This is a genomic window from Halohasta litchfieldiae, from assembly GCF_002788215.1.
Taxonomy (GTDB): domain Archaea; phylum Halobacteriota; class Halobacteria; order Halobacteriales; family Haloferacaceae; genus Halohasta; species Halohasta litchfieldiae.
In genome coordinates, this window is record NZ_CP024845.1 from 1,641,964 (window position 1) to 1,666,387 (window position 24,424).

Below are 24,424 nucleotides of genomic sequence, written 5' to 3' on the forward strand. Positions count from 1 at the left end.
CCTCGCTCAAATACCCCGAACGGTTTCGATAATGCCGACTGATTCAAGTGTCATCCACAGCAGGAAAACCCCGTAGAGACCGAGCAGGCCGTATGCTTCGAGGTTGGAGAGTTCGAGCCGGGTACGAGTGAAGACGATAAAGACGAGTGTTGCGAACGCAAGGAACCCCATCGTTGGAATCGCCACGAGAAAGTTGATTGTGGCTGAGCCTGCCAGTAGGACACCGATTGGAATGGCGACAAGCAGGTTGAACGTGTTGCTCCCGAGAACGTTCGTGAGACTGGTAACGCTGTCGTCGTTTTTTGCAGCGTTGATGCTCACAAAGGTGTCGGGGAGACTCGTTCCGGCGGCGATGACGGTCACGCCCCACAAAAAGCTGGACGTGCCGAATATCTCTCTGAGCGAGAGGGCCGCCCGGATGAGGCCTTCAACGCCGACAGCGATGACGAGCAGCGACACCACAAGCAGTCCCCACTCCCGCTTTGGACGCACACCGACCACATCGGTGGCAACATGGTCGCTGGCGTCCTGCTGGTGGAGGAACACGTAGATTCCATATGTGGCGAGCGGAAGGATGGCCAGCGTCGGGGTTAGAATCGCGGCCTCGTTCGTGCCGCCCGGAACGTAGGTCGCCCCCAGTGCGAACATAATGAACAACACCAGGACGCTGATGACGTAGAACTGCGCGTCCTTGTGGACGATATCACGGGTCGCCGTGAGTTCCTCGCTGAACAGCGCCGAGAGCGCAGGAATCACGAGCAGATTGAAGATAGCGCTGCCGACGATAGCCCCAACACCGAGCGAGAACTCGCCGTGGACCACCGTACTGATAACGACCGAACTGATCTCGGGGAAACTCGATCCAACGGCGACGACAATCGCGCCGTGAACAGCGACTGGCAGGCCGTAGTACTTGCTCAGTCGCTCTGCGGCCCGCTCGAACAGGCCGCTCCCTTTCCAAATAACGAGAACCGTCACGACGATAAGAGCGAGAGAGGCAAGCAGTCCTGGCACGGTCGACACCTATCGATCCATAGTAAAATGGATACCTACTCTGAACCGGATGTTACAGGTCGTCGACGCCGCCATCGAGATCGTCGTCTTCTCGCGTGAGATCCGCCAGCGCCGCCTCGAAGTGTGCGTTGGTGATCACGATGTCTTCGACAGGCGTCGGCTCGCTGTCGGTCTGGGCGCGAACGTGCTCACGCACGGCAGTCGTTGCGGCTTCCCGGCACAGCGCCGCCAGATCCGCACCGACGAAGCCCTCGGTTTCGGCTGCAAACTGGTCGAGGTCGACGTCCTCGGCCAGTGGCCGCTTCCGGGTGTGGATCTCCAAGATCGCGAGTCTGGTCTCCTCGTCCGGCCCGCCAACCTTGATTTTGCGCTCGATTCGGCCCGCACGCGTTAGCGCATCGTCGATGAGATCTGGTCGGTTCGTCGCCGCGATGACGACCACGTCCTCCAACTCTTCGAGGCCGTCGAGTTCCGTCAGGAGCTGTGAGACGACGCGTTCGCCGACCTGGTTATCCCCGCCGCCGCTGCCACGTTTACTTGCGATGGCGTCGATCTCGTCGAAGAAGATCACCGTCGGTGCGTTCGACCGCGCCTTCTCGAAGATCTCGCGAACGCCTTTCTCCGACTCGCCGACGTATTTGTCGAACAGTTCGGGGCCTTTGATCGAGATGAAGTTGGAGTTGGCCTCGTTCGCAACCGCCTTTGCGAGCAGCGTTTTCCCGGTTCCGGGTGGCCCGTGAAGCAAGATCCCCTTGGTCGACTGGAGGTCGACGTGTTTGTAGGCATCAGCATGCTCCAGTGGCCACTGGACGGCTTCTTGGAGTCGAGCCTTGGTCTCTGCGAGCCCGCCAACGTCCTCCCACGTGACATCGGGCGTCTCGATGAAGACCTCCCGAAGCGCGCTGGGTGAGATCTCTCGGAGCGCTTTCCGCATGTCAGCGTCGGTGACTTGGAGGGTTTCGAGCGTCTCGGCATCGATCTCGTCGCCGTCGAGGTCGAGATCGGGACGAACGCGTCGGAGTGCGTTCATCGCCGCCTCGCGGACGAGACTCTGGAGATCAGCGCCGACGAAGCCGTGGGTGTTTTCGGCGTACTGGTCGAGGTCGACATCCTCGGCGAGTGGCATCTCGCGGGTGTGGATCTGGAGGACCTCTTTTCGCCCCTCGGTGTCGGGTGCGCCGATCTCGATCTCGCGGTCGAACCGCCCGCCGCGGCGGAGGGCGTTGTCGATGGAGTCGACGCGGTTGGTCGTCCCGATGACCGTTACCTGACCGCGGTCTTCGAGGCCGTCCATCAGCGAGAGCAGCTGGGCGACGACGCGTCGTTCGACCTCACCTTGAGTGTCGTCTCGCTTCGGCGCGATGGAGTCGATCTCGTCGATGAAGATGATCGCCGGCTCGTTTTCGCTGGCCTCCTCGAAGACCTCACGGAGTCGCTCTTCGCTCTCGCCGTGGTACTTCGACATGATCTCCGGGCCACTGATCGTCGAGAAGTCGGCGTCGATCTCGTTGGCGACCGCCTTGGCGATCAGTGTCTTGCCGGTGCCGGGTGGGCCGTGGAGCAGGACGCCCTGCGGTGGCTCGATGCCGAGTGCCTGGAACAGTTCAGGATGGGTCATCGGCAGTTCGATCATCTCTCGAACCTGATCCAGTTCGTTGTCGAGGCCACCGACGTCCTCGTAAGTGACCCCCGGCGGTTCGGCGCGGTCAGTTGCCTCCTCGCCGCGTTCGGCGTCGACGGCTTCGGCGGACTGCTCGGCCATCGTGATCTCGGTCGACTGGGTGACGATCACGGTGCCGCCCGGATCGGTGTCGACGATCTGAATCGGAATCCGACGGTTGGAGCGGCCCATCAGCGAGCCGAATCCGAGCGCGAGCGGCACGGTCTGTCCGGCCTGCACGGCGCGGTTGGCCAGCTTTTCGCGGATGTAGGAGGAGAGATCGCCGCTGATTCGAAGCCCGCCGGGGAGTGCAATCGAAAGCTCCTCTGCTGGTGCGACGTCGGCCTGCTCGACCCGAACGATTTGATCGATTCGCGTGCCGATTGTTTTGCGGATCTGGCCATCGATGCCGACGACATCCCGCTGGAAGTCGCCCGAGCGTCCCGGCCGGACACGAGCGACTGCAGTGCCCGATTCGCCCTGGATGGTCACGAAGTCATCAGTAGCAACGCCGAGGTCCTCCATCGCCGACCGATCAATCGCTGCGATACCCTGGCCTGCGCTCTTCCGATCAAGTGGTTTAACGATTAGTCTCACGAAAATTGTCTCTATACCTATATTACGCCGACGGTGGATAAACCCATTCCCGAAAGGAATCCTTGGAGACTGTGTCTCAATCGCCGCCTGAAATCACGCTGACGCGCCAGCATGCTGTGAGGCCGTCGACTGTAGCTCCTCGATCAGATCCATATCATCGACGTGGACACCACCGTCGACCGGGTGGTCGAGGGCGCACGTCTCGATCAGTTCCCACCCCTCACCCTCAACGTCGTAGCTCAGTGCGTGGGCTGTGTCGCCGACCACGAGGACGAGGCCGATGGCGAACCGCGAGGCCTGTTCAAGATAAACGGGAAAATTACCGACGATTTTCTCGCTGTCGTCGAGGGCGTCGACTTCGGACTGTTGGAGCGGGCGGTCCGGGAGGAGATCTGTGAGTGCCATGAACTGACTAATCCGGTCGGAGAGTTTGAAGTCGACGTTTCTCGGTCGCGGACGTCCTCGCTTAAAAACAGAAATGCGCCGTCCGGGAGTCCCGCGAGTAACGCGAGTGGGACATCGGACGGCGCACGACGAAGGAGTGCGCTGTCCGGGAATTGAACCGAAATCAGACGTGCTCGCTACGCTGCGCGCGACTGATAGGGTTCAATTCCGTGGCGATTTCGCCTCACTTTGTTCGGCAGAAATGCGCCGTCCGGGAATTGAACCCGGGCTAGAGCCTTGGGAAGGCTCTGTCCTACCACTGGACCAACGGCGCGCACCTGAACCGATGGTGTCGGAACGAATAAATCCTTCAGTCGACCGTCGGGGCAGCCGTATCAAATACGCTACTGCGTCTACCGAACCAGCCAATAACTACGCGAGTGTGAGTGAGACACCACCATACTATCGAACCGGAGGACCTATTCGCGTCGTCCCCAGAATCCAGTTGTATGGGCTTTGGAAGCTACGATGAATCCGAACAGGAGCAGCCGGGCGAAGAGGAAGAAGACACGGGCGAAGCAGTAAACGTCCACGAGAAGGATTACGACGGCGAGATGTCGGTCGACTCCGATGCCTCGACCGATGACCTCATCGATCAGCTCGGCGAAATCAAAGACAACGACGACGAAGACGACGAGTAAGCTGCTGGACGGGCAGCAGCCAACGCCGACCACAGCGCCAATAGAACTTATAAACACAAGCCGGTAGCTTGTGTATGCGACTCTTTGTCAGCGTCGACCTCCCGCTGTCACTCGCTGATACGGTCGAAACGGTCCAAGACGAGTTCAGCGAGGCCGAGGGACTCAGGTTTGTCGACCCGAAACAGGCGCATTTCACGCTCAAATTCCTCGGCGACATAAACCCGGAACGCCGCGATAAAATCAAAACTGCACTCCACGAGGCAGTCGACGAAGCCAGCGTCGACCCGTTCAACTGTACCATCGGTGGTCTCGGCGTCTTTCCCTAGCTGGACTACATCAACGTGGTCTGGGTCGGCGTCCGTGAGGGAAAGGGTGACGCCGAATTGATCCGGCTCCATGAGGCAATCGAAGCAGAGATGACCGCACTCGGGTTCGAAGCCGAAAGTCACGAGTTTACGCCACATATCACGCTAGCGCGGATGGACGACGCTCGGGCAAAAGCGGTGGTCCAAGAGGTCGTCCAAGAGACCGATCCGACAATCGGGACGTTTCGAGTCGACAGTGTTCGCCTGACCGAAAGCAAGCTCACGGATGCAGGGCCGGAGTACGAGACAGTCACCGAGGTCGACCTGTAGGCTGTCAAAGAGCATGTCATAGAATCATTCACAGTCGAACAGCGAACCACACAAAGTCAACGAGAAAAATTGATTTACGGATTGAACGAAGATTTGACAGTAATGCCCTCTACAATCAAGAAACTCGTATTCAATGAGCCAGCTGGCCGTCCCATGTCGCTTTTTTATTTCGGCATCGCAGTCGCCTTCCTCAGCCTGTACGTATTTTTCAAATGGGTCCTCGGTAGCGAAGATTTATTCTTGTTTCCACTCGTAATGGTGGTCGGAAACACGTTGCAGGGCATCGCTGAGTCACGTCCGGAGAGCCAGCGACAGACAGCCGGTGTACTTCGTCTCATCGTGATGTTCGTCTACCTGTCTGCTATCGTCGTTATCGTCTTCGTTCCCGAGTCAGCGTGTCATAGAAGCTATAGGCCCGCTTTCTGGCGATGTTAAATCAGTGGATTCGATCTCCAAGCCCCCACTTGAGCGTAAATGGCCCGATATCACTCAATGAACCGGCCATGAGATCTTTTCTATGACACGCTCTGTCAAATAAAACTGAACTCGGCTGTGAACGGGCCGACGACCCCGTAGCCTCGAGTGACCGTTTTGCTCGTGGTAAGCGGGTGGATCGCTCTCATATCGGGGAATGATTAAGTAGACGGGCTGGGTTCACTCAGGCAGATGTCGGATGATCCCGAGGAGATGCTGTCGTGGGACGAAACCGTGTTCCGTGACGAACACGTCTTCGAGATCGACTATCTCCCCGACGCCTTCCATCACCGCACCAGCCAACTGGAGAGCCTGAAATACGCCCTTCGGCCCGCGGTCAGAGGCTCCCGCCCGCTGAATACGATGATCCAAGGCCCACCGGGCACTGGCAAGACCACCGCCGTACAAAAACTGTTCGGCGAACTCGGCGGCCAAAGCGATATTCAGACCGTCCGGGTCAACTGCCAAGTCGACTCCACCCGCTATGCGGTCTTTTCCCGCCTCTTTCAGGGCATCTTCGACTACGAACCACCCTCCTCGGGAATCTCATTTAAAAAGCTCTTTGGGCAGCTAACTGAGCGACTGGTCGACGACGAGGACGTCCTCATCGTCGCCCTCGACGATATCAACTACCTGTTTTACGAAAACGAGGCCAGCGATACGCTCGGCTCGTTGCTGCGTGCTCACGAAACCCACTCGGGGGTCAAAATCGGCGTCATCATCATCTCCTCGGATCTCTCGCTCGACGTGATCGACGAAATCGACACCCGCGTTCAGAGCGTCTTTCGTCCCGAGGAGATCTTTTTTCCCCGGTATTCGGTCGACGAGATCCACTCGATCCTCCGCGAGCGAGCCGACCGCGGTTTCCATCAGGACGTGATCAGCGACACGGAGCTTCAACGCGTCGCCGAACTCACTGCCGAGAGCGGTGATCTCCGCGTCGGGATCGATCTCCTGCGTCGGGCCGGACTCAACGCCGAGATGCGAGCCTCGCGGACCATTACCGGCGACGACATCGAGTCGGCCTACGAGAAATCCAAGCACGTCCACCTCTCACGGAGCCTACGCGGCCTCTCGGAGTCCGAGCGAGCACTCCTCGAAGTCCTCATCGATCACGACGGCAAGCAGGCCGGGGCGGTCTACGAAGCGTTCGAAGCCGTCACCGGGCTGGGATACACGCGCTACTCGGAGTTGGTCAACAAACTCGACCAACTCGGGATTATCGATGCCAGCTACGCCGACGTGGAGGGTCGCGGCCGCTCGCGGGAACTCTCGCTGGAATACGATCCACAAGCCATTCTCGACCGATTAGACTGAGCCGTGGTGAACCACGACCGGTAGCTGTTTGAAGGACCCACACACAGCACAAGCCATGAAGTCGACAGGTGGAAGCGACGCGGCCAAGCGTCGCGCTGGGGAGGCCGCGGCCGAACAGGTAACCGACGGAATGGCAGTCGGCCTCGGCACCGGAAGCACAGCAGCCCACGCAATCGATGCGCTGGGCAGGGCAGTCGACGCCGGACTCGATATCGTCGGCGTCCCGACCTCGTTTGCTAGCCGCCAGTGTGCCATCGACCGGGGAATTCCCATCGCCGACCTCGACGAGGTCGACGGGCTCGATATCGCCATCGACGGCGCAGATCAGATCGTTGCGGAGTCCGGAGACTGTATCAAGGGTGGCGGTGCGGCCCACACCAGAGAGAAAATCGTCGCCGCCGCAAGCGAGGAACTCCTGATCGTTGTCGATCCAACCAAAGTCGCCGAGACGCTGGACCACACCGTCGCTATCGAAGTGATTCCAGCAGCCCGTACTGGCGTCGAAGCGGCAGTCGAGGGGCTGGACGGGACGCCAACGCTCCGCCAAGCATCGGACAAAGACGGCCCAGTGATCACTGACAACGGGAACCTCGTGGTCGACGCCGACTTTGGGTCAATCGACGACTCCGCGGGGCTGGCGGCCTCGCTGTCGCAAGTTCCCGGCGTTGTCGAACACGGGCTGTTCGTCGACTACACGAGTGCGGTCTACATCGGCAGTGAGGATGGCGTTTCTGAGACACGCTACTGATCAACAGGACGCGTGTTCGGCCAAATCAGTAGCGACACGGTCGACGAGCCAACGGCTCAGTAGCCAGCAGTCGAAAAAAAACGGGGATCGGTCGAGACCTTACAGGTCGCGCGGCTGGACCGTCTTCCGGTCGTTGTCTTCGGCTCGTCGAGCTGCGTCTTCGAGGAGCTCCTCGACTTCCGCGTCGAGTGCGTCGTAGAAATCCGAAGCTACGTTTTTGTCGCTCAGCGCTTCTTTAACGGCTGCTTTGACGATAAGATCTGCCATGCAACGTGTCGTACCGAGTCCTGCTTAATAAGGGTTGTTATGTATTTCGTGGGCAAACCGGCTTGACGGCAGTTTCGACCCCTGTATGACCCAAATTATGAATGTCGATGATGGCTGTTTCGCCACTATTATATACGCTGGACGAACGACAGCTACGACTCATTGGAGAACAGTACAAAAACCATGAAAGAGACGCTTGAGGCAGTTGCGGCGGGCGAGCTGTCGGTGTCTGCCGCCGAGGCGCGGCTGTCTGGCTACGCAACGACAACCTCGGGCCGGTTCGATGCAGCCCGCGAGACACGACGCGGTATCCCGGAGGCCATCCTCGCGGAAGGCAAGCGCCCCGAGGAGGTCGTCGACCTCTGCGAAACGGCTGTCGAAACGGCGGGTCGCGCGCTCGTCACCAGAGCCGACGGAGACAGCAGCGAGGCCGTCGAGACCGCTTTTAAACACACAGAAGCCACCGTCAGCGTCGACGACCGCGCAGGGACGATCATCGTCACTGGCGAAGCCTTCGACCAGCCCGAACTCACAGCCAAGGTCTGTATCGTCACCGGTGGCACCGCCGACTACCCTGTTGCTGGTGAGGCCCGTGCCCTCGTCAAAGCGGCGGGTGCCGACTGCACGATTATACAGGATATCGGCGTCGCTAACATCGACCGCCTCTTTGATCAACTGGAGACGATCCGGGAGGCTGATGTCGTTATCGCAGTCGCTGGCCGCGAGGGAGCACTCCCGACAGTCGTCGCCGGACAGGTCGACTGCCCGGTGATCGGCGTCCCGGTGTCGACGGGGTACGGACACGGCGGCGAGGGCGAAGCCGCCCTCGCGGGACTGCTGCAGTCCTGTACCGCGCTGTCGGTCGTCAACATCGACGCCGGATTCACCGCCGGGGCACAGGCCGCACTGATCGCTCGGCAGGTCGACGCCGTGAAGAATCGTGACCAACAGTCTGGTAACTAGACATATAGTATATTGTACATAACCTGAAGAAGAGTATTTGGTCGGTCAGCGCCTACAGTAGTTACCGGTATGCAGTGAAGCCGGGAGTATATGTCACGTTGCGATCATTGCGGGTCCCACGTTTCGGACCGTTTCGTTCGGGTGTTTGCCGACGAGTTCGGACAGGTGTTTGCCTGCCCATCCTACTCGGCTAACGCCGGAATCGCCGAAGCCGCCCGAGAACGAACCCGCACATAGGGGGATCGTGAACCGTCCGTTGAACAGCCACGAGCCACTGGGGGAACCGACACTGTCGGTCAGTGGCCGATTTTTCCAGACACGAAACAGCTTTTCGGCCAGTGGAGCCATACCACCCATGAGCGACCACTACGTCTACATTCTCCGCTGTGCCGACGACACCTTTTATACAGGATACACGACCGATCCGAACCGTCGACTGGCCGAACACAACGCTGGCGAGGGGGCGAAGTATACACGCGGACGAACGCCGGTCGAACTCGTCTACTGGGAGTCCTACGACACCAAATCCGAGGCGATGAGCCGGGAGTACGAGATCAAACAGTTCCGTCGATCCGAAAAAACACGGCTTATCGAAACCAGTACTCCATCAAAATATGATATATAAGAAGCAATAGCTACCTCACACCTTTTTATCAGTTGGGATAGGAGATAATGTATGGATAAAATTTCCTTTGGAACGGATGGGTGGCGCGCCACCCTGGACGTGTTCACCGATGAACGAGTCCGCATCGTCGGCGAGGCAGTAGCGACCTACCTCGAAGACGAGGGGTACACCGACCCCGTCATCATCGGCTACGATGCCCGGGAGACTTCGCCCGGCTTCGCCGAGAGCCTCGCCGAGATCATGGCCGGTCACGGCTTCGACGTCCTGCTGCCCAAGCGAGACTGCCCGACCCCCGTGATTGCGTATGCAATCGTCGACCGAGGCCTCTCCTGTGCGCTGATGGTCACCGCCTCGCACAACCCGCCCGAATACAACGGCGTCAAGTTCATTCCCGAAGACGGCGCACCCGCACTGCCGGACCGAACTGAGAAGATCGAGGCCAACCTCGCCGAACCCGACCTGCTGCCCGCCGAGGAGTGGGGCGAAATCAACGAGATCGATCCGATTCCGAGCCACGCCGACCACGCGACCGACCTCGTCGGCGAGGATCTGTCGGATCTCACCATCGTCTACGACGCGATCTACGGCAGCGGTCAGGGTGTCACCGACGCGTTGCTCGAATCGGCCGGTGCGGAGGTTATCAGAAACCGCTGTGAGCGGGACCCGACGTTCGGCGGCGGCTCGCCCGAACCGAGTCCGAGCAACCTCCAAGAACTCGCCGACGCAGTCGACGAACACGACGCGGATATCGGGATCGCCAACGATGGCGACTCCGACCGGATCGCCATCTGCACCCCCGAACGTGGCTATCTCGACGAGAACCTCTTCTTTGCAGCCGTCTACGACTACCTGCTCGAATCCGACTCCGGTCCCGCCGTGCGGTCGGTCTCGACCACCTTCCTCATCGACCGGATCGCCGAGGCAAACGGCGAAGAGGTCGTCGAGGTGCCGGTCGGCTTCAAATGGATCGGCAAAGCGATGGGCGAAACCGACGCCCTCATCGGCGGCGAAGAGTCCGGCGGCTTCTCTATCCGTGGTCACATCCGCGAGAAAGACGGTGTGCTGATGGCGTTGCTGGCTGGCGCGGTGACCGCGGCCAAACCACTCGACGAGCGCGTCGACAAACTCCTCGACGAACACGGCGAGATCCACGCCAGCAAACGCAGCGTGGCCTGTCCCGATGACCAGAAGGAACGCGTGCTGTCGGACCTCTCGGATCACATCCCCGAGTCAGTCGCTGGCTCGGCGGTCGCCAACACGGTGACTCTCGATGGGTTCAAACTCCTGCTTGAGGACGGCTCGTGGCTCCTCATTCGACCCAGTGGGACCGAACCCAAACTGCGGGTTTACGGCGAGGCCGGAAGTCCCGAGCGACTCGAAACGCTGCTCGATGCGGGCGTCGACCTCGTCGAACCACTCGTATAGAGACCGAGGGAGACCACTGCAGAATGGACCGTCCTGTTCGATTGAAACTACCGAACCGGATGCCTTTTTATCGGGGGATTCCGTAGAACGAGTTATATGTTCAAGGCCATCGTGAGTGCCGATACGCTCACAGACGCGCTCGATTCAGTGAGCGTGCTGGTAGACGAGTGTAAGATCCGCCTCAACGAGGAAGAGTTCTCTATTCGTGCGGTCGACCCCGCCAACGTCGGTATGGTCGACCTCTCGCTGGACGCGGCGGCGTTCGAATCCTACGAGGCCGACGGCGGCGTCATCGGCGTCAATCTCGGTCGACTCGAAGACATCGCCGGGATGGCAAACAGCGGCGACCTCATCCGGCTCGAACTCAACGAGGAGACCCGCAAGCTCCACATCCAGATCGACGGCCTCTCCTACACGCTGGCGCTGATCGACCCCGACTCGATCCGCCAAGAGCCCGACATTCCGGATCTCGACCTCCCCGCACAGGTCGTTCTCGAAGGCAGCCAGCTCAACCGCGGGATCACGGCCGCCGACATGGTGAGCGACCACATCTCGCTGCGCGTCGACGAAAGCGAGGAGGCCTTCTATATCGAGGCCGAGGGCGATACCGACGACGTCGACCTCAAACTCACAAACGAGGATCTGATCGATCTCCGCGCGGGGGCGGCCAACTCGCTGTTCTCGCTGGACTACCTGAAGGATATGAATAAGGCGATTCCGAAAGCCACCGAAGTGACCGTGGACCTCGGCGAGGAGTTCCCTGTCAAACTCCACTACGAGTTCGCCGAAGGACTGGGCCACGTCACCTACATGCTCGCGCCGCGCATCCAGAGCGACTAGGCACGCAGTTTTCAGCCTCGTTTTAGGAACCAAGTGACACCTATCCGTACCGATTCTGGAGATAGTCGACTTTTATAACCGATCAGTAGCTCCGAAATCACGCCTTTAAGTGTGGCAGTGGTAGCGATAGGGTGTGGCAACGACACTAACCGACGCTGACGAATCGAAACCGGTCACAAACGCCAGCGGCGAACGTGTAGGCCGCGTTGTCGCCGTCAGGGATAACGCAGCCCATGTCGACCCCGACCCCGGACTCACCGAGGAGTTCCTGTCGATGCTCGGCTGGGCCGAACCCGATGAACACAGCGATACCTACGCCCTCAACTCGGAGGCGGTCGCAGCAATCACCGACGACGAGATTCGGCTCAAGGAGTTCTGAATGCTCAACGCAGTCGGTTTCGCAGTCGACAGCTTCGGGGCGACACCGATCCAGAGTGGGTTTCTCCGATATGCGCTGGTGTTTTTCGTCCTCGCCATCGTCGCCGGAGTCGTCGGCTTCCGTAACGTAGCCGGGGTTTCGATGGAGATCGCCAGAATCTTCGTGCTCATCTTCATCGTGTTGGCCGTTCTTAGTCTCCTCCTGTGAGCGACCGCTAGTAGCCACCGACTACCGGTGGCGGTCGATCACGGCTTTGGCCTCATTGCCGGCCTGTTTCCAGCCGTAGCCCGCATCGTAGACGTGGCGCTTGCTCTCGACGAGCGTCTCGGGCGAGGACTCCTCGAAGCCGCCGCGGTCCCACGTCCCCGACTCCCGGAGCCACTCACAGACGTTGGCCTTGGTTTCGGCCCACGAGAGGTCGACCATCTCGTACCACGCGATCATCGCAAACACCGCGTGGTCGTGACAGCCCGGAATCGAGCCGTACTCGTAGATAGTCCGCATCGGTTCGATGGTCGGCTCCGAGACGAGTTCCTTGTACTCTGCCGCAGTCAGCAGTCGCAGGGTTCCGTCGTCATCCTGTTCGACCCGGCTAATCGCTTTAAGCGTCTCAAGGGCAGCTTTGTGGAGTTCGCCCCACTCGCCGTGGATCGACTCACGAAGCGTCGACTCAGTGAGCGTGTCGTCGGGACCAGTGGCCGACAACACCGCCAGACAGTCGGTGTAGGCTTTCTCGATGGTGGGCCAGGCCATCCCCTCGAACCGGCAGTCGAGCTCGTGGAGGCTGTTTGTCGTCCGGCAGTCCGGGCAGGGGTAGCTGAAACGCGGCACTACCGGTGACTCAGTCGCCACCCCATTATAGCTTCCGTGGTTTCGGTGCCGGTCGACCGTCGGGCTTATTCATTCTGCAATGAAAGTCGGCGGTAATCATGTCGACCCCGCTCTACGCCCGGTATCCGTTTCTCGATGCGGCCCGCGCAGCCGTTGGCGAGCTGGGTGTCGACGTCGAGACGCTGATTCAGGAGGGCGCACCCGCAGTCGACAGGGGCCGCGAGCGTGTCGAACGGGCGCTGCTGGCTGGCCGAGTCGATTCGGAGACACCCGACGAGTGGCGCGACGAGGACGAACTGCTGTCCTATCCGATTGCGCGCATCCTCGTCTCACTGCTGGATTCGGGCGCGGCCATCGACAAGTACGCGGCCGCCGAGGCCAAGACCGCCGTCCAGCGATTGAACGACGATTTCGAGGCTGGTGACGACGGCCTGAAAAGTACGACGTCCGCGCGCCTCGACCGCGAGACGGTGTTGGAGGAGTTGGGACTGTCGACTGCAATTCGACCGGAAGCCAACCAGCCGAACCGCGAGCCGGAGTGGTTCCGCGTCGGCGTGGGCACGTATCTCCGGCTGGCCTCAGGCTCGCGGAGCGACAGCTGGCGGCTGGTCAACCGCGAGGTCGGCGGCGGTGACGTGCGAGTCGCCCGCGAGGAGCTGTTTGCGCTGCTCCGGACGGCGATCCGCCGCCGGGTCGCAAGCGGGCTGCCGTTCGAGGGGCTGACCGAGGGTGAGGGGATCGTCGAACCGCTGGCCGACGAGCTCGGCGAACTCCGTCGACTCCTCTCGGAGCGCACGGCGGTTGGACAGATTGATTTCGTCAACCGAGAGCTGTTTCCGCCCTGTATCGACAACCTGCTCGGGAAAGCCGAACAGGGGATCGAACTCGAATCGTTTGAGAGTTTCACGCTGATGGCGTTTCTGACCGGGATCGGGATGGAGGCCGACGAGATCGTCGACTTCTGTGCGGAATCCTCGCTCGATCCCGAGGGCATCCGGTACCAGACCGAGTATCTCAAAGACGACCGCGGGACGCAGTATCCGCCGCCGTCGTGTGAGACACTGAGTGCCTACGGCATCTGCCACAACGAGAACGACCACTGGAAAGTCGCCGGTCACCCCCTCGCATACTATCAGGCGCGACTGGAGGCTACCGACGATCTGGTCGACTGGCGCGAAAAGCAGGCCGAAAAGGCCGACTAACACTGGAGTCGACTGCGGTAGGCAGTGGCTACTGGCGGAAAACAAGAGATAGCGACAGTCGGTCGCACTCAGTCGTCCTTGAGTCGGATGAGGACGATTCCGATCACGGCCATAAGCAGTACGAATCCAGCCAGCGCGCCGACCAGAGCCAGCGCACCGCTACTCGACAACCCTCCGGCACTCCCGAAGACGACGCCGATGCCGATAAGGGCAGCGAGGAACAGGCCGACGGCGATCAGTGAAACCACCGTCTGTCGGCGCATTTCCTCGTCGATTTCCATATCGCTCCGTTCCGGCGGCCGTCTCAAAAGGGCTTCGAAACGCGCGGCGAGAATCAGCCCACAGACCCGTTTCTGGCGGCGGTTTTCGACCGAAGAAGGGTTTAGATGCCGTCAGCGCCTACAGTAACTCATCGGGAGCCCTCCAATGAGCACCCAAACAGCCCACTTCGAGCAGCCAGCCCGTCGACTGCCGCCGGAGACCCATCTCTCTGAAGCTGGGACCGGCGAGCGCGCGCGACGCGCCAGAACCGAGCCGATGACGATCCGTCCGCTCCGCGATGGACGCGTCATCGTCGAAACCGACGGCGGCACCTACGTTGTCGACGCCGACCACGACCAGTGTACCTGCCCGGACCACGCCATCCGCGGGACACGGTGCAAACATCTCCGCCGGGTGGCTATCGAGGCCGCCGCCGGACGGATTCCACCGGCAGGCATGCGGCAGCACGTCTGTGGAATCTGTGGCGCACACACAGTCGCCGCGGTCGACCACGCGACCACGCTCTGTGAGCACCACGCTTTCGAGCCGGGCGAACTCGTCGTCGACCGCGAAACCGGGAGCCTCCTGATCGTTGTCGACCAGACCGCAGTCCGGGCCGACGACAGGCGAACTGACGACGGTCGACTGATCGCTGACGTCGAGACGAACCGAAACTACGGTGACCACGAACCGGTGATCGACGCAGTGTACGCCAGTCGCCTCGGTCGAGCTAAGCGGTACGGCTTTCCGGCCAGTCGGCTCAGACATACCGACCGTGATCCAGCCCGTGGCCAGCAGCTGCTGGCCAGCCACCAGCCCGACCAGTCGGCTCCGGCCACCGGCTGAGCAGGCCCGATAAGCACCACTAGGTGTTGTTGGTCGACTCGGTGTCGGGACACCGCGGCACGGTGGCGATCACCGACTCCGATTCGGCCCGGACGACGAACCAGCCACAGAACCCGACGCCGGTCGTGAGTTCGACGTTTTGTTCTGCGGTTCGCTCGGCGTCGGTCGTGATATCGTTGGCCCGTATTCGATACCGTCCGGGAACCTCGGCAACAGCCTCCTCGGTCAGCGCTTCGCCCGCCGCAAGCTGGCGCGTCTCGTCGTACACTGCACCTTCAGTGACGTGGTCGACGACGACCGACAGCTGTCGGGGTCGACTATCGCGGTTCTGGATACGGAGATCGAACGGAATCGCCAGCGACTCCTCGCCGAGACAGCCCGCCGAAAGGAACAAAAAGAGCGACGCAAGAACGCGTCGACGATCAAGACGCATGGGAAACCTACTCACTGGTCGCGGATAGCTTTTATTCAAGCTGAGAGAACGATGTTCGAATCCGACATCCAGCTGATCAGATATCGTCGAGCGTCGTTTTCGTACTGACCCCGACGAACTCCTCGAAGTCGACGCCGTCTGCGAGTGCAGTTTCCTTTTTCACGCGGTAGTTGCCGCCGTCAGTCGTATAGAGGTCTCCGGGATGGAAGAAATACCAGTCTTCCCGGTCGAACCGGACGGCGATGCGAGCCTTTGCGCCGAAGTTCTGGGCGAAAAAGATGAGCGCCTCGACCTCCTCGCCGGTGAGATAGATCGGATCGCCGCTGCTGGATTTGGCCTCGATAGCGTAAAATCGGTCGCCGTCGCCCGCGAGGACGTCAGGGAGTTCCCGTTCGGTCGCACTCCCGCTGGCTGGGGCACGCATCACCGCAAACCCCGAGTCGTCGAGTCGGTTGACCAACTCGCGTTCCCGGCGGTCACCCTTCCGATTAGCGGACATAGACGCCTCCACAACCGCTCGTTGTACGGCGGAAATCCATACCGGGCCTTGCGCGGTCGCTGATAAAAGGACTCCGGGGCGTTAGGCGACTTCTTCGGTTTCGGTCTCGGCCTCACGTTCAGCCGCGAGCGATTTCGAGCCGTAGTAGATCGTGGGGATCGAAAGCACGAGCAAAATGTCGCCAATAATTCCGTTCCCGCTGATGCTGATGATCGTGCCAGCAATAACCAACAGAGCTGCCAGACCCATATACGCCCATCCAACTTTCATATCAGCAACTCTCCATCGGCCCGCTTAAATGATCGGTATTTCGGTCCTACGTACCGTGATCCCAGCTCCCCATATACTCGCGTTGGTCGTCGGTCAACGAGTCGTGGTCGACGCCCTCGGCGTCGAGTTTGATTTCGGCGATTTCGCGGTCAAGTTCGTCGGGGACCTCGTGAACACCGGCCTCGTAGGCCTCGCCGTTGGTGGCGAGTTCACGAACAGCAACGGCTTGGACGCCGAAGCTCTGGTCCATCACTTCGACCGGGTGGCCCAGCGCAATCGGCGAGGCGAGATTGACGAGTCGACCCTCAGCCAGCACGTTCAGGCGGCGGCCGTCGGGCATCTCGTAGGCGTCGACGCCGTCGCGGGCCTCGTAGACCTCCTCGGCTTTCTCTTCGAGTGCAACCAGATCAATCTCGATATCGAAGTGGCCAGCGTTCGCCAACAGGACGCCGTCTTTCATCTGGTCGAAGTGCTCGTCGACGACGACATCGCGGTTACCGGTGGTCGTCAGAATGAGGTCAGCCTCGGCGGCCGCATCTTCCATCGGCATCACTTCGTAGCCTTCCATGTGGGCTTCGAGCGCCTTGCGTGGGTCGACTTCGGTGACGATCACGTTGGCGTTCTGGCCGGCGGCCTTCTTGGCGACGCCTTTGCCACAGTAGCCGTAGCCCGCGACGACGACGTTTTTGCCTGCGTACGAGAGGTTGGTCGTCATCGCAATCGTGGCCAGCGAGGACTCCCCGGTGCCGTGGACATTATCAAAGAGCGTCTTCATCGGCGTGTCGTTGACCGCGAAGACGGGGTAGTCGAGTGCGTCGTCGCGTTCCATCGCGCGGATGCGGTGGACGCCGGTCGTGGTTTCCTCACAGCCACCGACGATGGTGTCGATCAGTTCCGGATACTCCTCGTGAATCCGGAAGATCATGTCACAGCCGTCGTCGACGGTGATCGTCGGCTCGTGGTCGATGACCGCATCGATGGCGTCGTAATACTCCTCGTCGTCGACGCCCCGAACCGCGTAGGACGTGATATTCTCGTGGGTATCGAGCGCCGCGCTCACGTCGTTGTGTGTCGAAAGGGGATTACAGCCCGTGATGGCGACCTCCGCGCCGCCGAGGGCCAGCAGTTCGACCAGATTCGCGGTTTTGGCTTCGACGTGCATCGCCATCCCAATTATCTCGCCGTCGAGGGGTTTGGTGGCCTCGAACTCCTCGCGGAGCGACTGCAAAATCGGCATATGCTGTAGCGCCCACTCCATCTTGCGTCGACCCTCGGTCTGTGCAGCCTCGACATCGTCGAGGTGGCCGGAGACCGGCGGGTAGGCTGATTCGCTCATAGAGGTTGTTCACAGCAGGCGGTGAAAACGGTACCGAAGCGGGTCAGAAGGAGGTATCGTCCAACACCGTCTGAAACAGGAGGGCACCGGTGAGCCCACCGACGATAAGCAGGCTCTCGCCCAGACCGTACTGGAAGGGGTAGATCGTCAGCGCGAACAGACCGACTGCGCCAAGGAATGCGATGATGCCAGTGAGTAGGAGTTGTGTCGACCGCTCCATACAGAACAAATCAGTTGATAATCACTTAAAACGTACGTTCAGCCGTTGTTCGTTGCAGGTTCGCCGTCTCGCTCAGCACGGAATCGTCCGACGAGTTCGTCGACGAACCACACTTTCAGCCCAATCGTGAGTAGGCCACCAATCGCAGTCAGTCGCGGTCGACGGCGAATCGCCCCGTACAGCGTGAGCAAAAACGTCGGCACGCTCAGATAGTTGATCAGGGTTGGAAACGTCGGCTCGAAGGACGTGTGGCCCTGTTCGTACCACCAGCGTTCAGCGAGGACGACCTCACTGAACCAGTTGTCGGTTCTAGCGGGTTCGGGGAACAGAACTGGATTTATAAGTAGGAACCCGATACCAGCCGCCAGCAGTCGGGATCGACGGTGGTAGAGAGCGTATAACAGCACTGGTAAAGCCGCAAAGCGCGTCCCGCCGCTCCACGGATTCGAATGGCGTGCCCAAAACCAGTCAGGGAGATGGGATGGAACTGAATCCGTCGACTCGGGCTGGCTCATACCAGTACTCGGTCACGAGTGTACAAAAACCAACGTGACGTTGCTTGCTGACCAACGGTAGGCGTCGACTACTGTGGCGCAGGCGTTGTTCGAGCACCCCCGAGACGATACAGCCCAATAGCTATCGCTTGGATCAGAAGGACGACCAACAGACTGTTCAACAGAAAGACCGCACCAATGGCCACGACCAGCGAACAGATCGCAGCCAACAACGGCGAGAAACGGGACTGAGTGGCGGCTTCACGGTAGACGAAGCGTACAATGATGGCTTGGATACCCAGAAAGATGGCAGTGGACACGGTAATCGCAGGCATACATTCACTTTTTTGTCATTATGTATATAATTTGTGTCATCAGTGATGATAGCGGTACGAGTCAGCAGTCAATTACGTCGACCTACTCGGCGCGGTCGACCAACGCTTCGGCGGCCTCGCTTGCCCGTTGTTTGACCGCCGCTTCGTCCAGTGTCTGAACTTCGCCGTCTGCCATTAGAATCTCACCATCGCAGACCGTGTGTCGTACGTCGGAGCCACGCACCGCGTAGGCGAGGTGGCTCACGAAGTCGTGGACCGGGGTGAGGTGTGGCGCATCGAAGTCGACCACTGCAATATCAGCCGTTCCACCGGCCTCAATCTGGCCGACCGGGAGCCCGATTGCCTCGGCGCTGCCCTCGGTGGCCATCCGCACCGCCGACTCGGCGGCCACGTCGCGGGCGTCGCCACGTGCCAGTTTGCCGATCATCGCCGCGTCTCGGATCTCGTCGAACAGATCCAGATCGTTGTTCGAGGCCGCGCCGTCGGTGCCGAGGCCGACGTTGACTCCCGTATCAAGCATCTCCTGTATGGGTGCAATCCCACTTGCGAGTTTCATATTTGAGGCCGGACAGTGGATGACGCTCGCACCGGTCTCCGCGAGGAGTTCGATTTCGGTCTCGTCGACGTGGACACAGTGGGCGAGGAAATCCTGATCAGTGAGCATCCCGAGGTCGTCGGCGTATTCGAGCGGCCGAACCCCGTGGTCGTCGACGAGTGGGTCGACCTCGTTTTGGGTTTCGTTGGCGTGGAAATGAAGCGGCACCCCGGCCTCACGAGCCTGCGGGATGAACTCCTCTAGGTACTCGGTTTCGACCGTTGTCAGCGAATGCGGCATCAGTGCGGTTGTAATCCGACCGTCGGCCGCACCGTCGAACTCGCGGGCGATGTCGAGCCCCTCTTGGGCGTCGGCGCGAGCCCCCTCGTTGTCCTTGCCAACCGAAATGAAGGCGTGACAGAGGTTTGCTCGGAGGCCCGACTGCTCGGTTGCGGCGGCGATCTCTCCGACCTCGAAGTAGCTATCAGCAAAGCCTGTAATGCCGTTTTTGATGAACTCGACGAGGCCGAGTTCGGTGCCGACCCGGATATCCTCGGGGGTGAGTTCGGCCTCGACCGGCCAGATATCCTCCTGTAACCAGGCATCAAGCGGTTTGTCGTCGGCATAGCCGCGGAGGAGGGTCATCGCAACATGAGTGTGAGCGTTGACGAGCCCCGGCATCACCAGTGAGTCAGTTGCGTCCAGCGTTTCCTCGGCAGTCACGTCGGGGCCGACCTCGATAACCTCGCCAGCCTCGCGGTCGACCAGCACGTTGGCTTCGATCACATCGAACTCCGGTGTGAGAACATGGCCGCCCTCGATAGCGAATACGTCGTCCATACAGACGATTGGGCTGGTGGTCCCTTAAGAAATCAGGATCGACTCCGGAGCCGGTCGATTCGCTGGCCCAGCGGTGGCTGGACCTCGAACCACGTTCGCCATGTCGCAGTTTCCGGTTCGACTCCCCTGAGCGCGGCCACAGTTTCAAACGCGTCGGCGAGTTCGTTCTCGCCGACCCGGTCAGCCGCAACCCGGTCGGCCCGAAACTGGAGCCGTCGACCGATCCAAAACAAGCCGAGAGCGGCGACTGCCAGCACGAACAGACCGTCGGAAAAATCGATCAAGCCGCCGAACATCGCGGTCGCAATCCCGATGATGCTTGCGGCGGCCACTGCACGGTACTCGATATAGAAATGCCGCGACCGAGCGTGCTCGGCCGCAATGAGCGCGGCCACGGTCCCCTCATCAACTCCGTCTACGACGTAGTCAGAGAGTAGTAGGAGCCGCCTACCGGGAAGGCCACGGATCGACACGTCGACCGATTGTGTGCCATCGGTTTCGATGATGCGAACTCGGTCAGTATCGTAGTCGACGACTACCGTTAGCTCATCGAGCCGGTCACGTTCCGCAGCAGTTGGCTCGCGGTAGTCTCGAAACGAGAGCGCAAGCAGTGGCGCGACGATAGCTCCAATCAGAAAGACGACCACAGCGATGGCGACGAACCAACTCGGGTCGACCGAAAGCTGAAGCGGGACGACCGGAAGCAAGGGAGCCACCGAGAGACCGGACATACCATGCGTTGTCGGTGGCGGCGTCAAATCGGTTCCGTTCTCGGAGTAGTAGCAAAGAGGGAAAGACAGTTGCCCGCTCGGCAGAGAGGAGGCGTATGCGCATTGCCGTTCCTAACAAAGGTCGACTACACGAGCCAACAGTGGCGTTGCTGGAGCGCGCGGGGCTCCATATCGAGAACGGAGCCGACCGAAAGCTGTACGCCGATACGGTCGATCCCGACGTCAGTATCCTCTTTGCTCGCGCGGCCGACATCCCCGAATACGTCGACGACGGAGCCGCTGAGGTCGGCATTACGGGGCTCGATCAGGTCCACGAATCCGAGTCGGAGCTCTCGGAACTCTTGGATCTCGAATACGGTCGCTGTCGACTCGTGTTGGCCGCGCCCGAAGACGGCGACATTACCGACCCCCAGCAGTTGGAAGGTAAAAAAGTCGCCACCGAGTTCCCCAACATCGCCGAGCAGTATTTCACGGCCCAGAACATCGACACCGAAATCATCGAAGTGACGGGGGCGACCGAACTGACGCCCCACGTCGAGATGGCTGACGCGATCATCGACATCACGTCGACGGGCACGACGCTGACAGTCAATCGTCTCGGCGTGATCGACGAGGTGCTGTCGAGTTCAGTGCGGCTGTTCGCCCGCGAGGAGACCGCCGGCAACGAGAAGATCCAGCAGCTCGTCACGGCGCTCGAATCCGTGCTGGCGGCCGACGACAAACGGTATCTCATGATGAACGTCGCCCACGAAAACCTCGAAGCGGTTCAGGATGTGATCCCCGGACTCGGCGGGCCAACAGTGATGGATGTCGCCGGGAGTGAGGACGTGGCCGTGCATGCAGTTGTCGACCAACAACAGGTTTTCGAGGTAATCAACGACCTCAAATCCGTGGGTGCAACTGGAATCTTAGTCACCGAAATCGAACGGCTCGTTGAGTAGGCAGAGACTACTTGCCGGGCGAGAGGCTACTCATCGGGCGTCGTCCGGAGATCCGGTGTCGAGATCACCGGATCGATGGCGAGCGTGCCGTACTGGGACCGACAGTAGACGAGTATCCCGATAGCCGCGAGGACCACGCCACCGAGTCCGAGCAGCCCTGCTTCGGGACCGAACGTTCCCCCCGAGAGGATGGCAGGGTTGCGACTGGTCGTCTCGACGAGCGAGACGGGGAGCCGGGCACCACTGACCGGCAGCCCGTAGACGAGTCCTTGGAAGGCGTTCCAGGTGATATGGACCCCGATAGGGATCGCCAACTCGCCGGTGTACAGATAGCCGAGCGCGAGCATCACGCCCGCCGCCGAAATAATAACCGTACTCAACAGCGTCGCGTTCGGGTTCATCGCGTGAAGGACGCCGAAGACAAGCGATGAGAGTAGCGTTGCGACACCGGCCGCAATGGGGGCAGACACTCCGTCGAACCATCGGATACCCTCAGCGAGGTTCGTCAACAAATAGCCACGAACCAACAGTTCCTCATAAATGCCGACGATCAGAAACACGGCCGCTAACCCTGCCAACTGAGGGAGTATGTCGGTCGACAACGAAACCGTTTCGACGACGAACCAGCCGCCAGCAATGCCAGCGAGAACCACTGCCGTCATCGCAGCGCCACCGACACCGAGACCGAACGCCAGATCGAGCCACCACTCGCGGTCGATGCCGAGCCCGTAGTCCGACAGCCGTCGACGGTCGATGGTCCAGGCGATCCCCAGCAACGAGACAACGATCACAGCCCCGACGAGAGCGTTCAACACCAGTGGCCGTGTGGCTGGGGCAAGGCCAACGAGCAGCCCACCGATGGCGGTCGCCTCACGGAGGATCTGGAGGGCTAACACCGTCGCAGCCGCCACTAATACGAACAGCACTGCCGCAAAAAGAAGTCGCCATGGGGCACGGAGCCGGCGTTCCGACCGGTTCCAGAAGACGAGCCACAGGAATCGTCGCATAGCGTGGTGTCCACCTACAGACCCCTGTAAGTCACGGTTGGGACAGGTGTTGTGTGGGTCGACGCCGAACGGCGTTTAGCCCGGGATGCTCATCACGAGGATGAGGCCACCGATCAGGACGGTCCCCAACAGGACCGTCACGATGGTGTGAACGGCCAGGATACGGAGGCTGGTGCGGCGTGGTTGGTCGTAGAGATAGTCGATGGCGATCCCGTCGACCGCGAGGGCGACGAGGACGCCGATCCCACCGGGGATCGGCAACAACTGTGTAAGCAGCGAGACGACCGCCGGACCGAGACCGACGCCGAGAGCCTTGCTGGCCGACACATCGCCAACGACGTTGCGCGCGGCGAGATGGGCTGTGAGAGCGAGAAACAGTGCCAACAGCCCGACGGTACCGATCACCGCAAGCGGGCTGGGTGAAGCTTGCAGGGGAGTCGACACGAGCGTGGCCACCATAGCATCACTACTGGATGCAGGGGGTCGAATCTGTCGGTTTCCGTGAGCCTCAGGCTAGCAATCCGAGTTCGTCGAGTCGGTCGGTGATGACGTCGACGGCGGCCTCGGCGTCGCTGGGCTCTTTGCCGCCAGTGATGACGAGTTTGCCCGAACCGAACAGTAGGGCAACGACATCCGGCTCTTCGATCCGATAGACGAGACCGGGGAACTGTTCGGGTTCGTACTCGATGTTTTCGAGACCCAGCCCGATGGCAATCGCGTTGAGATTGAGATCGGTACCCAGATCCGCGCTGGTGACGATGTTCTGGACGGTGATCTCGGGATCGTCCTCGATGGGAATCTGGAGGTCACGGAGCTTCTCGAAGACGATAGCGAGACTCTCGTGGACCGCATCCGTCGAGTTCGCGCCGGTACAGACGATCTTCCCCGAGCGGAAGATCAGTGCCGCAGATTTCGGTGATGTGGTCCGGTAGACGAGCCCCGGGAACTGCTCGGGGTCGTAGTCGGCTCCCTCAAGATCCATCGCCACGCTTTGGAGATCGAGTTCCTGACCGATCCCCGTCGAGGCCACCACGTTCTCGATGGAGATCGTTGCTTTCGGATCGTTCATGCTATCTCTCCTATCGTGGGTGTTGTGTATAAAAGTAGGTCAACTCAGCTAACTGTCAGTCGACAGTCGGCTCCGGATCGGTGCGGACGATCATCACCGTATTCGACAGCGTGACCGCACCACCGAGGAAAGCGATACCGACCGGGACACCGACTGCGATAGGGCTTGCAGAGATGGAGAGAAACCCCAGAAAGCAGACGACGAGTGCCCCGCATTTCAACAGTCCAAATCCGACCGGTCCCGGCTGGTCCGATAGCAGGGCGGTTACTGCGGGGTTGGCCTCGACGATATCGGCACGACGAACCGCCAGCACAGTGGTTACGTAGTCGCCGACCCCGTACAGCAGGACGGCAACGACCCACCACTGTAGCTCCGCCGTCGAGACATCCATACTCGATCTTCGGGACCACCCGTTATCAGTACCCTCCGATTACTCCCGACAACCGTCGACTACCCTCTGATTACTCCCGACAACCGTCGACTACCGGCGATGAAGGGAGTCGACTACGAAGGGAAACACCCAGCCGAGGACCGACACGCTGATA

The 24,424-nt window shown here is 60.5% G+C and carries 32 protein-coding genes, 1 tRNA gene and 1 pseudogene; 14 read left to right on the plus strand and 20 right to left on the minus strand.

Going from position 1 to position 24,424, the window contains the following annotated elements; all coding sequences use genetic code 11:
• Positions 1-6: 6 nt before the first annotated feature.
• The 4 genes from HALTADL_RS08275 to HALTADL_RS08290 form a co-directional block, all read right to left on the minus strand.
• Positions 7-1,014 (minus strand): sodium:calcium antiporter, encoded by a 1,008-nt coding sequence (locus tag HALTADL_RS08275; protein WP_089670779.1) that lies wholly within the window; start codon positions 1,012-1,014, stop codon positions 7-9.
• A 52-nt stretch (positions 1,015-1,066) separates the two neighbouring features.
• The gene (locus tag HALTADL_RS08280; RefSeq protein WP_089670755.1) at positions 1,067-3,271 is read right to left on the minus strand and encodes a CDC48 family AAA ATPase; all 2,205 of its coding nucleotides are present in this window, start codon (positions 3,269-3,271) and stop codon (positions 1,067-1,069) included.
• A gap of 93 nt (positions 3,272-3,364) precedes the next feature.
• Positions 3,365-3,676 (minus strand): hypothetical protein, encoded by a 312-nt coding sequence (locus HALTADL_RS08285; RefSeq protein WP_089670754.1) that lies wholly within the window; start codon positions 3,674-3,676, stop codon positions 3,365-3,367.
• 242 nt (positions 3,677-3,918) lie between these two features.
• Positions 3,919-3,989: transfer RNA gene (locus tag HALTADL_RS08290), tRNA-Gly, on the minus strand.
• Positions 3,990-4,164: 175 nt separating this feature from the next.
• Here HALTADL_RS08290 and HALTADL_RS08295 point away from each other — a divergent pair.
• From HALTADL_RS08295 to rpiA, 4 genes and pseudogenes are all read left to right on the plus strand, one after another.
• Positions 4,165-4,356, plus strand: a complete 192-nt coding sequence (locus tag HALTADL_RS08295) for a DUF5786 family protein (protein ID WP_089670753.1) — start codon at positions 4,165-4,167, stop codon at positions 4,354-4,356.
• Positions 4,357-4,430: 74 nt separating this feature from the next.
• Positions 4,431-4,991: pseudogene (gene thpR, locus HALTADL_RS08300) on the plus strand (RNA 2',3'-cyclic phosphodiesterase).
• A 666-nt stretch (positions 4,992-5,657) separates the two neighbouring features.
• Positions 5,658-6,782 carry an ORC1-type DNA replication protein gene (locus tag HALTADL_RS08310; protein ID WP_089670751.1) on the plus strand — a complete coding sequence of 375 codons (1,125 nt, stop codon included), beginning with the start codon at positions 5,658-5,660 and terminating at the stop codon, positions 6,780-6,782.
• Positions 6,783-6,837: 55 nt separating this feature from the next.
• On the plus strand, positions 6,838-7,530 hold the full coding sequence (gene rpiA / locus HALTADL_RS08315) for a ribose-5-phosphate isomerase RpiA (protein ID WP_089670750.1): 693 nt from the start codon (positions 6,838-6,840) through the stop codon (positions 7,528-7,530).
• Positions 7,531-7,629: 99 nt separating this feature from the next.
• On the opposite strand, the gene HALTADL_RS08320 is transcribed toward rpiA, so the two are convergent.
• Positions 7,630-7,797, minus strand: coding sequence for a DUF1931 family protein (locus HALTADL_RS08320; protein WP_021041298.1), 168 nt, complete (start codon positions 7,795-7,797; stop codon positions 7,630-7,632).
• A 183-nt stretch (positions 7,798-7,980) separates the two neighbouring features.
• Between HALTADL_RS08320 and larB the strand changes: the two genes are divergently transcribed.
• From larB to HALTADL_RS08350, 7 genes are all read left to right on the plus strand, one after another.
• Positions 7,981-8,760: a nickel pincer cofactor biosynthesis protein LarB gene (gene larB, locus HALTADL_RS08325; RefSeq protein ID WP_089670749.1), complete on the plus strand. Its 780-nt coding sequence runs from the start codon at positions 7,981-7,983 to the stop codon at positions 8,758-8,760.
• Between the two features lie 90 nt (positions 8,761-8,850).
• Complete coding sequence (locus HALTADL_RS17735; protein WP_265472951.1) at positions 8,851-8,997, plus strand: DUF7563 family protein; 147 nt, start codon at positions 8,851-8,853, stop codon at positions 8,995-8,997.
• A gap of 118 nt (positions 8,998-9,115) precedes the next feature.
• The gene (locus HALTADL_RS08330; protein ID WP_089670778.1) at positions 9,116-9,385 is read left to right on the plus strand and encodes a GIY-YIG nuclease family protein; all 270 of its coding nucleotides are present in this window, start codon (positions 9,116-9,118) and stop codon (positions 9,383-9,385) included.
• A gap of 51 nt (positions 9,386-9,436) precedes the next feature.
• On the plus strand, positions 9,437-10,810 hold the full coding sequence (locus HALTADL_RS08335) for a phosphoglucomutase/phosphomannomutase family protein (protein WP_089670748.1): 1,374 nt from the start codon (positions 9,437-9,439) through the stop codon (positions 10,808-10,810).
• A gap of 96 nt (positions 10,811-10,906) precedes the next feature.
• Positions 10,907-11,650, plus strand: coding sequence for a DNA polymerase sliding clamp (locus HALTADL_RS08340; protein ID WP_089670747.1), 744 nt, complete (start codon positions 10,907-10,909; stop codon positions 11,648-11,650).
• Between the two features lie 133 nt (positions 11,651-11,783).
• The gene (locus HALTADL_RS08345; RefSeq protein WP_089670746.1) at positions 11,784-12,029 is read left to right on the plus strand and encodes a hypothetical protein; all 246 of its coding nucleotides are present in this window, start codon (positions 11,784-11,786) and stop codon (positions 12,027-12,029) included.
• On the plus strand, positions 12,030-12,236 hold the full coding sequence (locus HALTADL_RS08350; RefSeq protein ID WP_089670745.1) for a DUF1328 domain-containing protein: 207 nt from the start codon (positions 12,030-12,032) through the stop codon (positions 12,234-12,236).
• A 21-nt stretch (positions 12,237-12,257) separates the two neighbouring features.
• Here the strand turns inward: HALTADL_RS08350 and HALTADL_RS08355 are convergent, their stop codons facing one another.
• Entirely contained in the window at positions 12,258-12,860 is a 603-nt protein-coding gene (locus HALTADL_RS08355; protein ID WP_089670777.1) for a DUF7474 family protein, read from the minus strand.
• 98 nt (positions 12,861-12,958) lie between these two features.
• Here HALTADL_RS08355 and HALTADL_RS08360 point away from each other — a divergent pair, with 98 nt between their 5' ends.
• On the plus strand, positions 12,959-14,062 hold the full coding sequence (locus tag HALTADL_RS08360) for a DNA primase large subunit PriL (RefSeq protein ID WP_089670744.1): 1,104 nt from the start codon (positions 12,959-12,961) through the stop codon (positions 14,060-14,062).
• Positions 14,063-14,130: 68 nt separating this feature from the next.
• Here the strand turns inward: HALTADL_RS08360 and HALTADL_RS08365 are convergent, their stop codons facing one another.
• Positions 14,131-14,343 carry a DUF7472 family protein gene (locus HALTADL_RS08365; protein ID WP_089670743.1) on the minus strand — a complete coding sequence of 71 codons (213 nt, stop codon included), beginning with the start codon at positions 14,341-14,343 and terminating at the stop codon, positions 14,131-14,133.
• Between the two features lie 145 nt (positions 14,344-14,488).
• On the opposite strand from HALTADL_RS08365, the gene HALTADL_RS08370 reads away from it, so the two are divergent.
• Entirely contained in the window at positions 14,489-15,169 is a 681-nt protein-coding gene (locus tag HALTADL_RS08370) for an SWIM zinc finger family protein (RefSeq protein WP_177171884.1), read from the plus strand.
• Positions 15,170-15,188: 19 nt separating this feature from the next.
• On the opposite strand, the gene HALTADL_RS08375 is transcribed toward HALTADL_RS08370, so the two are convergent.
• From HALTADL_RS08375 to HALTADL_RS08410, 9 genes are all read right to left on the minus strand, one after another.
• The gene (locus HALTADL_RS08375; RefSeq protein WP_089670742.1) at positions 15,189-15,602 is read right to left on the minus strand and encodes a hypothetical protein; all 414 of its coding nucleotides are present in this window, start codon (positions 15,600-15,602) and stop codon (positions 15,189-15,191) included.
• A gap of 76 nt (positions 15,603-15,678) precedes the next feature.
• Positions 15,679-16,101 carry a Holliday junction resolvase Hjc gene (gene hjc, locus HALTADL_RS08380; RefSeq protein ID WP_245708327.1) on the minus strand — a complete coding sequence of 141 codons (423 nt, stop codon included), beginning with the start codon at positions 16,099-16,101 and terminating at the stop codon, positions 15,679-15,681.
• 81 nt (positions 16,102-16,182) lie between these two features.
• Positions 16,183-16,350, minus strand: a complete 168-nt coding sequence (locus HALTADL_RS08385) for a hypothetical protein (protein WP_162551701.1) — start codon at positions 16,348-16,350, stop codon at positions 16,183-16,185.
• Positions 16,351-16,417: 67 nt separating this feature from the next.
• The gene (locus tag HALTADL_RS08390) at positions 16,418-17,707 is read right to left on the minus strand and encodes an adenosylhomocysteinase (protein ID WP_089670739.1); all 1,290 of its coding nucleotides are present in this window, start codon (positions 17,705-17,707) and stop codon (positions 16,418-16,420) included.
• 43 nt (positions 17,708-17,750) lie between these two features.
• A complete protein-coding gene (locus HALTADL_RS17340; protein ID WP_162551702.1) occupies positions 17,751-17,927 on the minus strand; it encodes a hypothetical protein in 177 nt (58 codons plus the stop codon).
• A gap of 38 nt (positions 17,928-17,965) precedes the next feature.
• Positions 17,966-18,442: a DUF6653 family protein gene (locus tag HALTADL_RS08395; RefSeq protein ID WP_143054105.1), complete on the minus strand. Its 477-nt coding sequence runs from the start codon at positions 18,440-18,442 to the stop codon at positions 17,966-17,968.
• Between the two features lie 68 nt (positions 18,443-18,510).
• A complete protein-coding gene (locus tag HALTADL_RS08400) occupies positions 18,511-18,756 on the minus strand; it encodes a sporulation control protein (RefSeq protein ID WP_089670737.1) in 246 nt (81 codons plus the stop codon).
• 82 nt (positions 18,757-18,838) lie between these two features.
• The gene (locus HALTADL_RS08405; RefSeq protein WP_089670736.1) at positions 18,839-20,131 is read right to left on the minus strand and encodes an amidohydrolase; all 1,293 of its coding nucleotides are present in this window, start codon (positions 20,129-20,131) and stop codon (positions 18,839-18,841) included.
• Between the two features lie 32 nt (positions 20,132-20,163).
• Complete coding sequence (locus HALTADL_RS08410) at positions 20,164-20,862, minus strand: M48 family metalloprotease (protein ID WP_089670735.1); 699 nt, start codon at positions 20,860-20,862, stop codon at positions 20,164-20,166.
• 95 nt (positions 20,863-20,957) lie between these two features.
• Between HALTADL_RS08410 and hisG the strand changes: the two genes are divergently transcribed.
• Complete coding sequence (gene hisG, locus HALTADL_RS08415; protein ID WP_089670734.1) at positions 20,958-21,803, plus strand: ATP phosphoribosyltransferase; 846 nt, start codon at positions 20,958-20,960, stop codon at positions 21,801-21,803.
• A gap of 26 nt (positions 21,804-21,829) precedes the next feature.
• Here the strand turns inward: hisG and HALTADL_RS08420 are convergent, their stop codons facing one another.
• The 4 genes from HALTADL_RS08420 to HALTADL_RS08435 form a co-directional block, all read right to left on the minus strand.
• Positions 21,830-22,810 (minus strand): CPBP family intramembrane glutamic endopeptidase, encoded by a 981-nt coding sequence (locus HALTADL_RS08420; protein ID WP_089670733.1) that lies wholly within the window; start codon positions 22,808-22,810, stop codon positions 21,830-21,832.
• A 75-nt stretch (positions 22,811-22,885) separates the two neighbouring features.
• Positions 22,886-23,269, minus strand: a complete 384-nt coding sequence (locus tag HALTADL_RS08425; protein WP_089670732.1) for a DUF7473 family protein — start codon at positions 23,267-23,269, stop codon at positions 22,886-22,888.
• 49 nt (positions 23,270-23,318) lie between these two features.
• Entirely contained in the window at positions 23,319-23,879 is a 561-nt protein-coding gene (locus tag HALTADL_RS08430) for a TATA-box-binding protein (protein ID WP_089670731.1), read from the minus strand.
• A gap of 55 nt (positions 23,880-23,934) precedes the next feature.
• Positions 23,935-24,270: a hypothetical protein gene (locus HALTADL_RS08435; RefSeq protein ID WP_089670730.1), complete on the minus strand. Its 336-nt coding sequence runs from the start codon at positions 24,268-24,270 to the stop codon at positions 23,935-23,937.
• Between the last annotated feature and the right edge of the window lie 154 nt (positions 24,271-24,424).

Bases quoted from the DNA above. Each gene is read 5' to 3' on its own strand.
- HALTADL_RS08340 (WP_089670747.1), top strand. From the start codon at position 10,907: ATGTTCAAGGCCATCGTGAGTGCCGATACGCTCACAGACGCGCTCGAT.
- rpiA (WP_089670750.1), top strand. From the start codon at position 6,838: ATGAAGTCGACAGGTGGAAGCGACGCGGCCAAGCGTCGCGCTGGGGAG.
- HALTADL_RS08420 (WP_089670733.1), bottom strand. From the start codon at position 22,810: ATGCGACGATTCCTGTGGCTCGTCTTCTGGAACCGGTCGGAACGCCGG.
- HALTADL_RS08365 (WP_089670743.1), bottom strand. From the start codon at position 14,343: ATGGAAATCGACGAGGAAATGCGCCGACAGACGGTGGTTTCACTGATC.
- HALTADL_RS08425 (WP_089670732.1), bottom strand. From the start codon at position 23,269: ATGGTGGCCACGCTCGTGTCGACTCCCCTGCAAGCTTCACCCAGCCCG.
- HALTADL_RS08375 (WP_089670742.1), bottom strand. From the start codon at position 15,602: ATGCGTCTTGATCGTCGACGCGTTCTTGCGTCGCTCTTTTTGTTCCTT.
- HALTADL_RS08295 (WP_089670753.1), top strand. From the start codon at position 4,165: ATGGGCTTTGGAAGCTACGATGAATCCGAACAGGAGCAGCCGGGCGAA.
- HALTADL_RS08400 (WP_089670737.1), bottom strand. From the start codon at position 18,756: ATGCCTGCGATTACCGTGTCCACTGCCATCTTTCTGGGTATCCAAGCC.
- HALTADL_RS08385 (WP_162551701.1), bottom strand. From the start codon at position 16,350: ATGGGTCTGGCAGCTCTGTTGGTTATTGCTGGCACGATCATCAGCATC.
- HALTADL_RS08395 (WP_143054105.1), bottom strand. From the start codon at position 18,442: ATGAGCCAGCCCGAGTCGACGGATTCAGTTCCATCCCATCTCCCTGAC.
- HALTADL_RS08405 (WP_089670736.1), bottom strand. From the start codon at position 20,131: ATGGACGACGTATTCGCTATCGAGGGCGGCCATGTTCTCACACCGGAG.
- HALTADL_RS08320 (WP_021041298.1), bottom strand. From the start codon at position 7,797: ATGGCAGATCTTATCGTCAAAGCAGCCGTTAAAGAAGCGCTGAGCGAC.
- HALTADL_RS08435 (WP_089670730.1), bottom strand. From the start codon at position 24,270: ATGGATGTCTCGACGGCGGAGCTACAGTGGTGGGTCGTTGCCGTCCTG.
- HALTADL_RS08430 (WP_089670731.1), bottom strand. From the start codon at position 23,879: ATGAACGATCCGAAAGCAACGATCTCCATCGAGAACGTGGTGGCCTCG.
- HALTADL_RS17735 (WP_265472951.1), top strand. From the start codon at position 8,851: ATGTCACGTTGCGATCATTGCGGGTCCCACGTTTCGGACCGTTTCGTT.
- HALTADL_RS08360 (WP_089670744.1), top strand. From the start codon at position 12,959: ATGTCGACCCCGCTCTACGCCCGGTATCCGTTTCTCGATGCGGCCCGC.
- hjc (WP_245708327.1), bottom strand. From the start codon at position 16,101: ATGTCCGCTAATCGGAAGGGTGACCGCCGGGAACGCGAGTTGGTCAAC.
- HALTADL_RS08410 (WP_089670735.1), bottom strand. From the start codon at position 20,862: ATGTCCGGTCTCTCGGTGGCTCCCTTGCTTCCGGTCGTCCCGCTTCAG.
- HALTADL_RS08370 (WP_177171884.1), top strand. From the start codon at position 14,489: ATGAGCACCCAAACAGCCCACTTCGAGCAGCCAGCCCGTCGACTGCCG.
- HALTADL_RS08310 (WP_089670751.1), top strand. From the start codon at position 5,658: ATGTCGGATGATCCCGAGGAGATGCTGTCGTGGGACGAAACCGTGTTC.
- larB (WP_089670749.1), top strand. From the start codon at position 7,981: ATGAAAGAGACGCTTGAGGCAGTTGCGGCGGGCGAGCTGTCGGTGTCT.
- HALTADL_RS08330 (WP_089670778.1), top strand. From the start codon at position 9,116: ATGAGCGACCACTACGTCTACATTCTCCGCTGTGCCGACGACACCTTT.
- HALTADL_RS08350 (WP_089670745.1), top strand. From the start codon at position 12,030: ATGCTCAACGCAGTCGGTTTCGCAGTCGACAGCTTCGGGGCGACACCG.
- HALTADL_RS08285 (WP_089670754.1), bottom strand. From the start codon at position 3,676: ATGGCACTCACAGATCTCCTCCCGGACCGCCCGCTCCAACAGTCCGAA.
- HALTADL_RS08390 (WP_089670739.1), bottom strand. From the start codon at position 17,707: ATGAGCGAATCAGCCTACCCGCCGGTCTCCGGCCACCTCGACGATGTC.
- HALTADL_RS08335 (WP_089670748.1), top strand. From the start codon at position 9,437: ATGGATAAAATTTCCTTTGGAACGGATGGGTGGCGCGCCACCCTGGAC.
- hisG (WP_089670734.1), top strand. From the start codon at position 20,958: ATGCGCATTGCCGTTCCTAACAAAGGTCGACTACACGAGCCAACAGTG.
- HALTADL_RS17340 (WP_162551702.1), bottom strand. From the start codon at position 17,927: ATGGAGCGGTCGACACAACTCCTACTCACTGGCATCATCGCATTCCTT.